The organism is Phycisphaerae bacterium, assembly GCA_035275405.1.
Lineage (GTDB): Bacteria > Planctomycetota > Phycisphaerae > UBA1845 > UTPLA1 > DATEMU01.
This window is the reverse complement of the sequence record DATEMU010000007.1, coordinates 202,284-217,308: the sequence shown is the minus strand read 5'-3', so window position 1 is coordinate 217,308 and position 15,025 is coordinate 202,284. Positions and strand designations below refer to the sequence as shown.

General features: G+C 62.5%; 7 protein-coding genes. 5 read left to right on the top strand and 2 right to left on the bottom strand.

The features are described from left to right. Positions 1-19 precede the first annotated feature (19 nt). From dnaA to gyrB, 4 genes are all read left to right on the top strand, one after another. A complete protein-coding gene (gene dnaA / locus VJZ71_10100) occupies positions 20-1,354 on the top strand; it encodes a chromosomal replication initiator protein DnaA (GenBank protein ID HKQ48409.1) in 1,335 nt (444 codons plus the stop codon). A 351-nt stretch (positions 1,355-1,705) separates the two neighbouring features. Further along, the gene (gene dnaN, locus VJZ71_10095) at positions 1,706-2,800 is read left to right on the top strand and encodes a DNA polymerase III subunit beta (GenBank protein HKQ48408.1); all 1,095 of its coding nucleotides are present in this window, start codon (positions 1,706-1,708) and stop codon (positions 2,798-2,800) included. A gap of 42 nt (positions 2,801-2,842) precedes the next feature. Continuing rightward, positions 2,843-3,331 carry a DciA family protein gene (locus VJZ71_10090; GenBank protein ID HKQ48407.1) on the top strand — a complete coding sequence of 163 codons (489 nt, stop codon included), beginning with the start codon at positions 2,843-2,845 and terminating at the stop codon, positions 3,329-3,331. Next, positions 3,328-5,928 carry a DNA topoisomerase (ATP-hydrolyzing) subunit B gene (gyrB, locus tag VJZ71_10085; GenBank protein ID HKQ48406.1) on the top strand — a complete coding sequence of 867 codons (2,601 nt, stop codon included), beginning with the start codon at positions 3,328-3,330 and terminating at the stop codon, positions 5,926-5,928. The genes VJZ71_10090 and gyrB overlap by 4 nt, the downstream gene beginning before the upstream one ends. 114 nt (positions 5,929-6,042) lie before the next feature. Here gyrB and VJZ71_10080 read toward each other — a convergent pair whose 3' ends face one another. After that, positions 6,043-8,364, bottom strand: coding sequence for a hypothetical protein (locus VJZ71_10080; GenBank protein ID HKQ48405.1), 2,322 nt, complete (start codon positions 8,362-8,364; stop codon positions 6,043-6,045). A gap of 639 nt (positions 8,365-9,003) precedes the next feature. Between VJZ71_10080 and VJZ71_10075 the strand changes: the two genes are divergently transcribed. Further along, the gene (locus VJZ71_10075; GenBank protein HKQ48404.1) at positions 9,004-10,731 is read left to right on the top strand and encodes a hypothetical protein; all 1,728 of its coding nucleotides are present in this window, start codon (positions 9,004-9,006) and stop codon (positions 10,729-10,731) included. 1,626 nt (positions 10,732-12,357) lie between these two features. Here VJZ71_10075 and VJZ71_10070 read toward each other — a convergent pair. Beyond that, entirely contained in the window at positions 12,358-15,021 is a 2,664-nt protein-coding gene (locus VJZ71_10070) for a glycoside hydrolase domain-containing protein (GenBank protein HKQ48403.1), read from the bottom strand. Between the last annotated feature and the right edge of the window lie 4 nt (positions 15,022-15,025).

Here is a 15,025-nt window from a genome sequence, read left to right as displayed (position 1 = left end):
GCTTGATTAAGAAATCCCAATGGACCGCATCAGCGAGACTGTCTGGGCCGACATCCTCGGGTTTGTCCGCGCCCATCATCCCGCCATCTCGCGCGGCTGGTTCAGTCAACTTCGTCCCGGTCATCTCGTCGGCGGCGAACTTCAGGTTCTTGCCGAAAACAGCGCTCAATTGTGCTACCTGGAGGAACATTGCCTCCACCCGTTTGTCGAGGCCGCCCAGGCCGCGACGGGCCGACTGGTCTCCGTCCGATTTGAAGGATCTGGCGACTCGCCGGTGGCCCCGCCCGATCACGCCCAGGGTCCCTCCTATGGTATGGAGCCGGGCGTGCCGCCCGTCCGCCTGAACGGCGACTACGTCTTCGAGAATTTCGTCGTCGGCCCCTGCAACCAACTGGCTCATGCCACCTGCTCCGCCGTCAGCCAGTCCCCCGGCACCGTCTATAACCCTCTCTTCATCCACGGCAGCGCGGGCCTGGGCAAGACGCACCTCTTACAGGCCGTCTGCCACCGAATCCTCGACCACTCGCCGGCAGTACGAATCGTCTACCTCTCGTGTGAGATGTTCGTCAACCATTTTGTCGAGGCGGTGGAGAAAGGCGCCATGGGCAGCTTCCGCTACCGCTACCGCCACGCCGACCTCCTGCTCATCGACGATCTGCAATTCCTGACCGGCAAGGATCGTACGCAGGAGGAATTCTTTCATACCTTCAACACCCTCTACCAACTTCACAAGCAGATCGTCCTCTCGGCCGACTGCTCCCCGGCGGACATTCCACAACTCGAAGAGCGCCTCATCAGTCGCTTCAAATGGGGACTCGTCGCCCGAATCGACTCCCCTTGTTTCGAAACCCGCTTGGCCATCCTCCGCAAAAAGCTCGGCCTCCGCGGTTGGCAGCTTCCCGACGATGTTATCAACCACCTCGCCACGACCATCAAATCCAATGCCCGCGAGTTGGAAGGAGCGCTGAACCGCCTCCACAGCCATGCCATGGTCGAAAATCGGCCCGTCGATCTGGCCTTTGCCCAGCGCGTGCTGGGGGGGGATCGCCCGCTCCAGCAGCGTGCAATCCGCATTCAGGACATCATGAACGTCGTCACCGATCGGTTTGCAGTCAAACTAACGGACCTGCAGAGTCGAAAACGAAGCCGATCGATCGTCCTGCCGCGGCAGGTGTGCATGTACTTCGCCCGCCAACTCACGCCGCACAGCTTGGGCGAGATCGGCGGGTTCTTCGGCGGACGCGACCATACCACCGTCATCCATGCCAATCGACTCGTCGCCCGTCGCCGCCAAAAAGATTCGGCCTTCCGCACCAGATTGGAAGAAATCGAAATGGCCCTGCAGGGAACGTGACATCCCCGGCCAAAATGGTCGTCGAAAAGCAATCACCGGGCGTGGGATTTGTTGTGGATAACGTGAATCGGCCTCGCAGTTACACACAGGGCGCGGCGTCCGGGGCGCGGTCTCCTGTGTGCAAGTACGGTTGGCGTGGCCTTGCCAACAGGACTCCTGACAGCTTATCCAGCGTGGACGAATGACCCGATTTCTTGTAGGATTCCCGTGGTACGAAGGTTGGCGCTCGACGCCCTCTCAATCGTCCATTTTTACAGTCGTTATTAGCATGACGAAGAACTTATATATACATTCATCAAGACATAACCTGCCAACCGAATCGTTGAGTTTCTCTTCAAGGAGGGAACTGCCGTGAAATTCGTCTGTGATCGACTCGCCCTTTTGGACGCCCTCTCGGCCACCTCGGCCATCACGTCCGCGCGAACACCCAAGCCGATACTCCAGTGCGTCCGCCTCACCGCGGAAAAGGACCAGTTGACCCTCTCCGCCTACGACCAGGAGGTCGGCCTTCGTTACCGCGTGCGTCAGGTGGACGTCACCAAGCCCGGCGACACCCTCGTCGGCGGCGACCGGCTTTTTAACATTGTCCGCGAATCAGCCGACGAAACCCTCTCGTTCGACACGGCCCAGGACGTACTCAATATCCGCGGCTCGGACAGCCACTTCCAGATCGTCGGCCAGAACGTCCGCGAGTTCCCCCCGATACCCGACATGGAAGGCGACCCCAATTTCACAATCAAGATCGGACCCCTCCGGGCCGCCGTCGATCAAACGCTCTTCGCCGCCGCCCGCGAAAATACCCGCTATGCCATCAATGGCGTCTTGTGGGAAAAACAGGACAAGAAGCTCAACTTGGTCGCGACCGACGGCCGGCGCCTGGCCATGTCCAGTGCCTCCCTCGAAAAATCCGTCGGTGACGACGCCCATGCCATCGTGCCGACCAAGGCCCTGAACCTCCTCAGCAAGCTCCACTTTTCCGCCGACGAATCCCTCGACATCCGGCTCTCCTCCAACCAGATCGTCCTCCGTTCAGAACGCGCCACCATCAGCAGCGTCCTCGTCGAGGGCCACTTTCCCAAGTACCAGGATGTCATCCCCCGCGACCAGGACAAGAAAATCCCCCTCGATACCGGTGAATTCCTCAGCGCCGTAAAACGGGCCGCTCTCCTGGCCAGCGTCGAATCCAAGGGCATCCGCATCGCCCTCAGTTCCGAGGGCATGGTCCTTTCTAGCCGTGCCCCTGAACAGGGCGAAGCGACGGTCCGGCTCAAGGCCGAGTACGCCGGCCCCGATCTGGTCATCGGTTTCAACCCCGAATTCCTCATCGACGCCCTCCGCATCTGCGGCGAAAATATCACCCTTGAGCTGAAAGACGGCGCCAAGCCCGGCGTCATTAAAAGCGGGCCCAGCTTTCAATATGTTGTAATGCCCGTAAACCTGTCGTAATTCAAGGAGGAAGCGGCAGGCCGCTTCTCGAAGGATTCCACCATGAGAACCGGCGCCGACCGCCGCGCAATCCTGCGTTCCCATCGCCTGGATACGGCCCCGCGGGCGCTACAAGAATTGTTCTGGCGGCGCTATAATCAAACCTCCTGGCGAACCCGCCCGCCGGCGAGCTTGCAGGATCTGCTCGACACGGTCGCGAAAGATTCCCGGTTGCAGCCGGCCGGCCCGCTCGACGAAATCCGGGTCGCTTGGCAACGGCTGGTGCCCTCGGAGTTCCGGGAGTCCGCTAGCGTCGAGGGGCTCTCCTCGGGTCGTCTCCGCGTCGTGGCCGATAGCGCGGCGACTCGTTACGTCCTCGGTCGCCAGTGGGGACAGGCCCTGATCGACGCCTTGAATACGGCAGTCGGCTCCGAAGTCATCAAGCGAATCGACTTTCGCTTGGGACAGCAGGCGAAGGAAAGCGCAAGCACTCAACCGCCCCGGTCGAAGATCGGCCGCGGCGGACGCGGAACAAGAAATAAACGCCCATGAGTCAAACCACCGTCAACCCCGACGCCGCCGCGACGCTGGAACCCCCGCGCCCGGCCCCGCCCTCGCCCCAGGCCTACGATGCCGACAGCATTCGCGTCCTCGAAGGCATGGAAGCCGTCCGCAAACGCCCTTCCATGTACATCGGGGACACCGGTCTCCACGGCCTGCACCACCTGGTATGGGAGGTCGTCGATAACTCCGTCGATGAATCCCTCGCCGGCTACTGCCGCAACATCCTCATCAAGATTAACGCCGACGGCAGTTGCACCGTCACCGACGATGGCCGCGGCATCCCCGTCGAGCCCAAGAGTCTTCCCGAAAACCCCCAACTCGACGGCAAGAGTTCCCTCGAAATCGTCCTCACCGTCCTTCACGCCGGCGGAAAGTTCGATCGCGACTCCTACGCCGTCAGCGGCGGCCTCCACGGCGTCGGCGTCAGCGTCGTCAACGCCCTCTCCGAGTACCTCGTCGTCGAGGTCCAGCGCGGCGGCAAGGTCTACACCATGCGCTTCGAGCGCGGCAAGGCCGTCAAGGAGATCGAGGTTATCGGTGAAACCACGCGCACCGGAACGCGCGTCGAATTCAAGCCCGACCCGGAGATCTTCGCCGACACCAATTTCCGCACCGAGACTCTGCTGACGCGCCTTCGCGAACTCGCCTATCTCAACGAGGGCCTCAAGGTCCAGTTCGTCGACGAGCGGATCGGCAAGCAGGAAGAGTTCTGCTACACCGACGGTCTCCGCGCCTTCGTCGACCACATGAACGAAGGCAAGGAGGGCCTGCACAAGGTCAAGGTACTCAGCAGCCGCGACGAAGCCGCCGGTCTGGGCTGCAAGATCGCCTTCCAGTTCAACAACAGCTACAACGAAAACATCCTCGCCTTCGCCAACAACATCAAAAACCGCGACGGCGGAACGCATCTCTCCGGCTTCCAGACCGGCCTCACGCGCACCCTCAACGCCTACGCCAAGAAAAACAACCTGGTGAAGGGCGACCTCACGCTCAAGGGCGAAGACTGGCGCGAGGGCCTCACCGCCGTCGTCTCCGTCCAGGTCCGCGAGCCTGACTTCCAGGGCCAGACCAAAGACCGGCTCATGAACCTGGACGTCGAGTCCTTCGTCCAGCAGGTCGTCAACGAACAACTCGGCAACTGGTTGGAGGAAAGCCCCGGCGACGCCAAGCGCGTCATCAACAAAGGCATCCAGGCCGCCGCCGCCCGCGAGGCCGCCCGCAAGGCCCGCGAAGCCACACGAAAGAGCGCGCTCTCCAGCGGCAACCTCCCCGGCAAACTCTGGGACTGCCGCAGCAAGAATCCCGACGAATCCGAACTCTTCCTCGTCGAGGGCGATTCCGCCGGCGGCTCCGCCAAGCAGGGCCGCGACTCCCTCGCCCAGGCGATCCTGCCCCTCAAGGGTAAAATCCTTAACGTCGAAAAGGCCCGCGCCGACAAGATCCTGGCGCACGAAGAAATCAAAACCATCATCGGCGCCCTCGGCTGCGGCGTACCCGGCACGGAGGATTTCGACCCGACGAAGTGCCGCTACGGCAAGATCATCATCATGACCGACGCCGATGTGGACGGCAGCCACATCCGCACGCTCTTGCTCACCTTTTTCTTCCGCAACATGTCCGAGCTGATCAAGCAGGGCTATATGTACATTGCCCAGCCCCCGCTTTATTTACTCAAGCGCGGCAAGAAGGCCGAATTCGTCCTCAACGACACCATCCTCGACGGCAAGCTGACCGATTGGGGCCTCGATAACACCCGCCTGGCCATCCGCGAATCCGGCCCGGACGGTCGCCACAACGGAAAGGAACGCTCCCTCACCGGCGACGACCTCCGCGAACTCGTCCGCGTCCTCGACGACATGCAATACATCGATCGCGTCCTGCGCCGCCGCGGCATCGATTTCGAAGCCTTCATCAAGACTCACCACAAATCCAGTGGCCCGCCATTGCCGCAAATCCGTGCAGTCCTCGGCGCCGAGGAGCACTATTTCGCGGACGACGACGCGTTCAACCGCTTCCGCCGCGAAACGCAGGAGCGCCTCGGCGCATTGGAGGTCCTCGAAGGCGGCATGAGCATCCCCACGACCCCCTCCGCCGAAGGTCAGGTTACCCAGCTCGTCCGCTACGAACTGCCCGAATGCCGCCGCCTCGACAAGTGCCTCCGCTGGCTGGAGGACCACCAGCTCGTCCTCGCCGACTACTTCGCCAAACGCGAGGAACTCGTCACCGGCGAACTCTCCCCCGCCAAGTATGTCCTCATGCCCGAGGGTCACGACCCCGCCGAACTCAGCAACCTCGCCTCCGTCGCCGAAGGCGTCCGTAAGCTCGGCCAGCAGGGCGCCACCATCAAGCGCTTCAAAGGCCTCGGCGAAATGAATCCCGAGGAACTCTGGGAAACCACCCTCGACCCCACCAAGCGCCAGCTCCTGAAGGTCGTCATCACCGAAGAAGTCGAAGACCGCGAGCAACTGGAAGTCGACTGGCGCGCCGCCGACCGCATCTTCTCCATCCTCATGGGCGACGACGTAGAAATCCGCCGCGGCTTCATCGAGACGAACGCCATCCACGTCAAAGACCTGGATATCTGATTTTGTGGTACCACTGTAGTGTCCGGCCTCTGTGCCGGACGACGCCGCGGTAGGGCGGGTTCCACCCGCCGACGCCATCGACAATCCCGCTTGCCATCCACAAGGGACCGCCCATTACGTTCCGCTCGTCAGAATCAGGTCGGCAAACGCACTTACGTCGGCGAACTCAATCGACCCGTTGTCATTGGCATCCGCATGAAAAATGTCGCATCCGCCGCTGCTCGCCGCGAAGCCGGCCGGGTCGATCACGGCCAACACGAACGGCGCGATGTCGTTTCCGTCCACGCGATCGTCACAATTCAGGTCGCCCAGCACGTTGAAAGCGGCGAGATAGGGCTGCGTCCGCCCGCCGATGCTGGTGAAATTGCCGCCGACGTAGACCGTCCCACCGGATATGGCCAGGCCATGCACAGCGTAATTCGAATTGGGGCTCCAGTTGGCTAGCGCATCGCCGGAGTCGTCTAGGGCGGCGATGCAGTTGCGCGCCTGTCCGCCGATGTTTGTAAAACCACCCACGGCAAAAAGCGTCCCGCCATGAACGGCCAGGGCGTTTAGGCTGCCATTCGCATTGGGGTTCCAGCTGGGAAGAGCGTTGCCGGACCCGTCCAGTGCGGCGATAAAGCTGCGCGGCTGCCCGCCGACGCTGGTGAAATTGCCGCCGACATAGACCGTCGCGCTGGAGACAGCGATGGCACGTACAATCCAGCTCGCATTGGGGTTCCAGTCGGGCAGGACGTCGCCGTCGCTATCCAGGGCGGCGACATAGTTGCGCGACTGCCCGCCGATGCTGGTGAAAAAGCCACCGGCATAGACCGTCTCGCCGGAGACGGCCAGCGCGTATACATCGCGATTCGCATTGGGGTTCCAGTTGGGAAGTGCGTTGCCGAAACCGTCCAGTGCGGCGATGAAGTTGCGCGATTGCCCGCCGATGCTCGTGAAATAGCCGCCGGCATAGACCGTCCCGCCGGAAACGGTCAAGACGGATACAGGGAGATTCGCATTGGGGACCCAATTGGGCAGGGCGTTGCCGGAGCTGTCCAGAGCAGCGATGCGGTTGCGTGCTTGTCCGCCGATGCTGGTAAAAGATCCCCCTGCATAGACTGTCCCGCCCGAGGCAGCCAGGGCGCGTACAGAGTTATTCGCATAGGCGTTCCAGTTGGGCAAGGCTTTGCCGGAGCTCTCCAGCGCGGCAATGTAGTTGCACCCCTGCCCGCCGATACTGGTGAACACGCCACCTGCATAGACCGTCTCGCCGGACACGGCCAAGGCAAGCACAGAGTCATTCGCATTCGGGTTCCAGTCGGCCAAGGCATTTCCGGAACTGTCCAGAGCGGCGATATAGTTGCGCGGCTGCCCACCGATGCTTGTGAATAAGCCTCCGGCATAGACCGTTCCGCCGCAGACGTTCAGAGCCGACACATAGCTGTTCGCATCGGGATTCCAGTTAGGCAGGACATTACCGGAGCCATCCAGCGCGGCGATGCGCCTGCGCGTCTGGCCGCCGATGCTGGTGAACCAGCCGCCGGCATAGACGGTTTCGCCGGTGACAGCCAGAGCCCGCACATTGTTGTTCGCATTCGGGTTCCAGTTGGGCAGTGCGTTGCCGGAGCCATCGAGGGCGGCGATTCGGTTGCGCGCCTGACCGCCGATGATGGTGAAATTGCCCCCGGTATAGACCGTCCCGCCGGAAACAGTTAGCGCGTACACTGAATCGTTTGCATCGGGGTTCCAGTCAGACAGGGCAACGCCGGTGCTATCCAGGGCGGCGATGCGGTTGCGCGCCTGACCGCCGATTGTGGTGAACCAGCCTCCGGCATAAACGGTCCCGCCGGAGACGGTCAGAGCGAATACAAAGTCATTCGCGTCGGGGTCCCACTCGGTAAGAGCGTTTCCGGAGCTATCGAGGGCGGCGACGTGGTTTCGTGCCTGCCCGCCGATGCTGGTGAAAAGGCCTCCGGCGTAAACTCTCCCGCCGGAAATGGCTAGAGCGTACACCCAATCGTTCGCATCGGGGTTCCAGTTGGCATCGACGCTGCCGTCGCCAAGGATGTGGGCAATGTGATTTCGCGGCGTCGTGCCGATCGAGGTGAAGTTGCCCCCAATGTACCAGCCGCCCGCGCCATCGCTGATTGTCGAATAGACATGCCCGGTTATCGCCGGGCGACCCGTTGAAATTTCGCCGGTCGCGGCGTCGACGAAGGCCCCGCCGCCTGTGTTAGGACCGACGTAGGTAAAGTCGCCGCCAATGTAGAGGATGCCCGATTCCTGCGCCATGGCATAGACAAGTCCGTCGGTGACCCACAAGTCCGGCCGTGGTCGGTTCGAGACGGCTTGGGCGCCGGCCCGATCGGCGAGAGTCAACACGGGAAAAGCCGCGATCAGGAACAACAGAACGCGATGAGCACAGTTTCTTCGCGTGTCAGCAACGAGAGACACAAAGCCTCCTCCTTGGTAGCACGCCCTCACGAATCATCTTACGAAAATGCGGGCGGTGCCACGCATCGGCCCGCAAAGCCGGTCATCGCGACGTCCGTTAGCACCGTCTTGCATTTTCCGTGCCATCCACTTCCGAAACACCGGCAATTCAAACGGAAGTCTCGCCCCCATCAAGGCTTGCACCGCCTAACTGCGAGGGCGTCTCCGCCCCTTCAGCTTTCCGCAAATGGAAAAGGCTCATGGCTAACGCTCATATTCTAGGCAGTGCTAAGCAAGGATTGAGGAAAAGGACAAGAAAAGCGGCGAAGCCGTCGTTGTCGTCAAAGTTATGGCTCACGGCTTCTGGCTGAAAGCTCGCCGCCCCGGTCGAAGTCGCAGATCCGCCTGGGCGGGACCCGGCGTGGAGCGCCGAAGAGTCGCCGCGGCGAAAGTTTCCGCGCCTGCCCCGAGGTACCAAACCATGTCGCCAACGAAGTGCAAGTCCCGTCCATTTTTCCGGTCGTTTTCGCTGGATTTCCCCCCCCTGCCCTCCCCCCTCCCCCCGGGTGGCTCGCTACGAATCTCATCTGCGCCATCTGCGTTCATCTGTGGAAACCACATCGCTATTCGCTATTCGCCATTCGCCATTAAACTCCGCCGATGCCCCCCGCCCCCCGCAAGCGCGCCCGCTTCGCCCTCTGGTACGAATCCACGCCGCGCCCGCAATATTTCCTCATCGCCCTCATCGCCGCCCTCTTCGCCCCCTCGCTCGCCGGCGACTTCATGGTCGACGACCACCGCATGCTCCGCGTCTTCCGTGAATATCACGAAGGCCTCCGCGACTCGCCCGGCGCCTACCAGTTCCTCCCCGGCGGCGAGCAGAACAAGATTGAGCGCACCGCCGGCTGGTACCCCTGGTGGCTGCAAGACTCGTTCAAATACAAGCACTTCCGCCCCCTCTCCGAGCGCTTCCTCTATGCCGAGTACCTCCTCTTCGGCGACCGGCCGCTGGGTTTCCGCCTCGTCGGCATCGCCCTCTACGTCGTCGGCGTCCTCCTCGTCCTGCAGCTCTTCCGCCTCCTTGGTCGCGACGAGCGCCTCGCCCGCTGGGGCGCGCTCATCTTCACCGTCGCCAGTTGCCACGCCATCCCCATCGTCTTCATCTCCGCCCACTGCGACATCGTCGCCCTCATCCTCTCCGTCGCCGCCGCCCTCCTCGCCTCGCGTTACCTCTACGACGGATCGCTCGCCGCCCTCATCGGCTCACTCCTCCTCCTCGTCGCCGGTCTCTTCTCCAAAGAAGCCGTCCTCCCCCTCATCCTCTGGCCCATCTGCGCCTGGCTGATCTTCCGCCGCGAACACGACGCCGCCCGCCGCGCACGCATCATTACCAGTTGCTGGCTCATGCTCGGCGTCGCCTGGTTCGCGCTCTACCTCCGCTCGGAAAGCGGCGCGAACGGTTCGCCGATGCTCGACCCCCTCGCCGCCCCGCTCGATTACCTCCGCACCGCGCCCATCCGCGCCGTACTTCTGCTCACGGCCTGGATCATTCCCGTCAATCCCTTCCTGCTCGAATTCCAGGTCGGCCGCGGAGACTTGCTGCCGTACTTCGCCCTCGTCGGCGCCCTCGCCCTCACCGCCCTCGCCATCATGTTCCTCCTCCACCATCGCCGGCAGCGCGGTCTCGCCGCCATGGCCCTCTGGCCCCTCCTCTTCCTCCCCATCCTCGCCTGCACCCCGCCCGACGACCGCGTCATGGTCCTGCCCAGTGTCGGCCTGGCCTTCCTCGCCGCCGCCTGGCTGACGCGCCCGCGCGACAACGGCTCCTATCGCCTTCGCGCCCTCCCCCTCGCGCTCTTTATTGTCATCCAACTCGTGACCTCCGCCGCAACCGTACACATCATGAACTACATGGAGCACTGCGCGCAGAATAACCTCCGCGCCATGCTTGCCACGTTCCAACGCCCGCCCCAGCCCGGCGATGAACTCTTCGTCGTCAACAGCCGCTTCTCGTATGACGGGCTCTTCTTGCAGGACCGCTTCCGCCGCGTTCACCCCGACCCGCCCGTCGGCGTCCGTCTCCTTACTGACGCCGCCGACCCCGTCGCCACGCGCGTCGATGCCCGCACCCTCCGCCTGGATGTCGCCGGTACGCGCTTCCTGCAAAATTTCCTCGGCCGCATGGGATCTCAGCGCAACCGCCCACGCCAGATCGGCGATGAGTCCGATGCTGGCCCCTTTACCTGCCGGATCACGGACGTCGACGAGCGCGGCGTGAAGTCGATCGAGCTTAAATTCGATCAGCCCCTCGACTCCGATTCCTATCGCTTCATCTGGATCGACGCGTACGGCGCACCGCAACCGTGGGCGGTGCCGACAGGGCCTTAGAAAGGTATAGGGATTTACAAGATTTACAGGGATGGGCTGAAGGCAGGCGACACGAACCTCTTTTGGGACCGAAAGATAAATAGTGGAGATTGTCGTCCCGCTTTTCTGCTTTTTCACCGTGAGCATGGCCGCCACATCGGCCGGTAACAAATTAACCCAATGCAGCCAAGTGCAAACAGAGCCAAAGCGCCCGGCTCCGGCAACTGTACAATCCACGCTTCGCCCCGTCCTTCCGGGTTTGCACCATAGCCCGCAATGATTTGGCCATCAGAAGTTATCGCGGTAGCCGCTGCGAGGAACCATCCGTCGAGATCGATTCCATATTGTTGGGTTAGAACGTCACGGAGAGATCGCATTCCATGAGTTTCGTCCCAAATGAACGCTTCCCAACTGGAACCCGATGCACTTTGACCGACGATCACAGAATTATCTGATACTCCGAGCGCTGTACTGTATCGGCTACGGAACGGATCAACCGGCAACGTGCCGAGATCGATCATTCCAGTTGACTGAGACCATCGAAATGCGTGCGAATCTGTGGCTGCCGCAGCATATCCAACAACAAGGGCTCCATCCGCAGAAACTGCATTCGCACGATCGCTCAGTCTGCCTCCAGGCAGCCCACCGAGGCCGACCATCCCTGTCGCTTCTGTCCAGCGAAATGCCTCAATTCCGACGCGATTGCCCACTCTTGTATGGCTGTAGCCGACAACGACAGTACCGTCAGCCGACACCGCTGAAGCATCGCTCAATATTCCCCCCGGTAAAATACCCAAGGTCATCGGAGGATCTGCGCCAACCCAACGACAGGCCTCTCTGCCGCTCGAACTGGTTGATAGTCCCACGATTACACTGCCGTCCCACGAGACTCCTCGTGCAGCACTTTCCGTACCCCCCAAGTTCGCTAAGGGGAGCATTCCGCTCGCTTCGGTCCAACGAAAGGCCACTTCGGTTTGTTCGGGGGTCAACCCAGTTCCGATTACGACAGTTCCACCGAGCGAAACACCGTATGCAAAAGTGTTGGGAACGCCCGCAAGTACTCCAAGTCCGCTGACCCCAGTATCGGCCGTCCAGCGAAAAGCGTGTCCGAACTCAGAGAATCCACTGGCTGAATAGTCCCCAACCCCCACCACAGTTCCGCCGTCGGGGGAGATACCCAACGCTTGGCTCCAATGGGGATCACCAGGCAAATCGCCAAGTCCCATGAAGGTGGCGGGCCGAGCAACAGCAAGGCACGGGATTGCAAAGACGCTTATGAACGCGGATATGTGCGCGAGTCGACAGGAGCCCATATTCCCTCCACTAAAAAACCACGAACCGCCACAGCTTTCGCTCGCCCCGGCGACGTCGAAGAGACCACTAGCAAGAAGCGTGCCAAGCCGCACTCCCAAGTCGCCCGTTGCCCCTGAAAGAGCCTCGAACCCCGTCCGCCGGCAAATGTTATGAAAAAGTTGTCCTCGGCGCTTCTGGGCCACTATCTGGCCACTTGCAATCGTCCCCGCGGATGACTCCACATGAAAGCGGAAATATCCGCAGACCGCCCGGCAGCCTGTACCGTACCCGTATTGTGGTTGCCGCAATCCGCCATTGTCCAAGATTTCCGCCCCCGGCTGGGCGCGAGATCTTCTACTCCGGCCAAATGAGATTCCCCAACGACCGCGCGTCATAGCAATGCCGCGGCGCACGCGCCCAATCCGAATACTCTCCGCGCTGCGGCTCCATCCGCGCCAGGTTGATCCCCCACACCCGGCTCCGCGCCGCCTGCGGCCCCAACGACGAAATCGGGATCGCAATCTCCGCCGTCCAGCCGTCGTCGCTGATCGACACCGCATAGTCCGGTCGCTTGCCCGCCCACGGCTCCGTTCGACCGATCGGCGGCGTCACCCCGACGCCGCGCTCGACAACAAGGTCCCCCGTCGACTTGATGACGATGTGATACAGATCGTCGCTGAGCGTTCCCGCGCCCGTCGGATCCAACAGGATCTCCACCAGATCCTCGCCGACCGGCGTCAAATCCTCGTACTCCACGATGTTCCGCCGCATCATCCCCGCACTCGCCGTCGCCCCGGGAGGCACGGCAGCGCGAACGCCGACGTATAGATAATCGCCGGCATAGCAGAAATACGCGACCGTTTGCCGCTCTGCGCGCGGTCGCGGCGCTTGATCGTCGACCAGGCGAAAATCTCCCGCTACGTTCGACTCCCCCGGCCCCCAATCATCGAGCCGGCCATCCATCAGAATCGGACGCGCCGCCTTCACCGGCGCGACGACGGAGACGACCCCCTCGACCTGCACCCGCCCCGATGCCCCGGCATCGAACACGATCGTCTGGCGGAAATGCCCGTCCAGATCGCGCGGCGGCAGTTCGGTCGTCTCGTACGCGATCGCGCGCTTGACCATTCCCCATTCCTGCACCGGTCCGACGCGCGCGGGAACCTTGATCGCCCGCGCCCCCGCGGGCAATCCCCCAAAACTCAGCTCTCCTTCGATGCTCGTCCGCAGGCTGCTGCGAATCGCCACGTCAAACGTCACAAGATATTTCGGCTGCCGCGTACGCGGATCGACGCTCACCCGCGCCGACTCCACCCGCGCCTCCAGACGCCGCGTCGCCCCCAGAAACCGCGCCCATCCCATCAGGTTCAGCGAGGAATCTACAGCGTCCTCCCGTTCCTCCGCCAGCGCCAGGGCCGTCTCCTGGGTCAATAGCGCGCGCGCCTGCTCCCACACCTCCGGATCGTCCACTCTCCGCCCCGTCACGCCGTCCTGATAGTGATCGCCGTATGCGTCCGTCCCGCTCGCCTGTATCAATGATGCCGCCAGGAGCCGCGCCGTCTCCGCCCGCCCGTTTTCCTCCAGCAGCCGCAGGTATTGATACTCCTGCAGGCCGATCTGCAATTGTTTAAGCCGCACGGATGGCACGAATCCATCCACCCCGAAATGCTTCCCCGGATAAATCAACCATGTATCGGTCGCCGTTTCAGAATCGGCAATCGGCTCTCCAAGAATCGTCGCCGGCCAATCTGTCGTCTTCGGAAGCAGGATCGCTTCATGCCCCCGCAAGAACGCCTGCCACGCAAGACTTCTCGCGTGGACGGGCGGCGCTTCGACCCCCAGCGACCCCGAGTAGGGCGGTCGATCCGGCAGCATCCACGTTCGCTTTCCGTTTGATCGCAGCGACGCCAAAGTCGCCGCATGTTCATAACGCGCCGGCGTCGCCCAGATCCCCACCACTTCATCGAGTTCCTCGTGGCGATAGTCGAACCACCCGAAGGCCCCCATGGGCTGAGGAATCAGTCGCGAGAGGATCACCGGTCGAGGATCGAGCCCTTTAGCCGGCGAGGCGAGCCCGCGAAATCGCTCGTATTCTTCCGCCGACGGGTTGACCGACGGCGGATAATCAAAATCGAGATAGCTCTTTTCCAGCCACCCCGCGGATTTGAAATGGCGATGCACCTCCGCGAGTTGCGCCCGCAGCGCCGCCCGATAGCTCGGCGAAGCGAGGCCCTCGTACTGCGCCGGATCCGGCTGATGTACGTCAACCGGAAGCGGCCACGCATGCGCCGCCCGCCCGTCGCCATACGCCGTCCCGTCGATCAGCGGCCCGCAGAAACGATCGTACGATTCCCAGTCCATCGCGCCGCCCTCGCCGGTCGGCAGCGCCCTCGGCCGAACGTCGTTCGTGTAGGGCGACAGCCCGTGCTCGTGCAGAAGCTCGAACGCTTCCCGCATCACCCCCCGCGCCCCGTCGTTGTCCAGTGCCGCCCCGATGTTGCGCGGATCGAGCCCCGTCTGCGCCTCGAGGATCGGCCCGAGCTGCACACCCGCCACAACAGGCAACGCGTCCTCCGGTGACAAAAAAACGTCCCTCACCACCAGCTCAATCGGCGCTCGACACGTTTCATTCTCTCCGGTCCGCAGCACAATGGCCGAATGATACGTCTCCGGTCGCGCGTCCTTGGGAATGCGCACCTCGATGTAAACGGGCAGGTTGGTCCCCGCCGCGACGACCAGCGTATCCGCCGCCCCGCTCTCCATATTTCCCAGTGGCACCAGTGCGTCTGGAAATTCCCGCCCCTCGCTCGGCCCCAGTGTCCGCACATACCACCGCGGGAAGCGCTCAATCGTGACCGGATAGTGCCGGTACATCCGTACCGCAGATCGCTCGATCGTCGCCGTCGCGCCGACAAAATCCTCCACCCCAATCCCCACGCTCGCCGGAGGCCGGCCGATCGCCGACAAAACGCACTCCACCCCCACCGTCTCATTCACCGCCCCCACGAGGCGAATCATATTT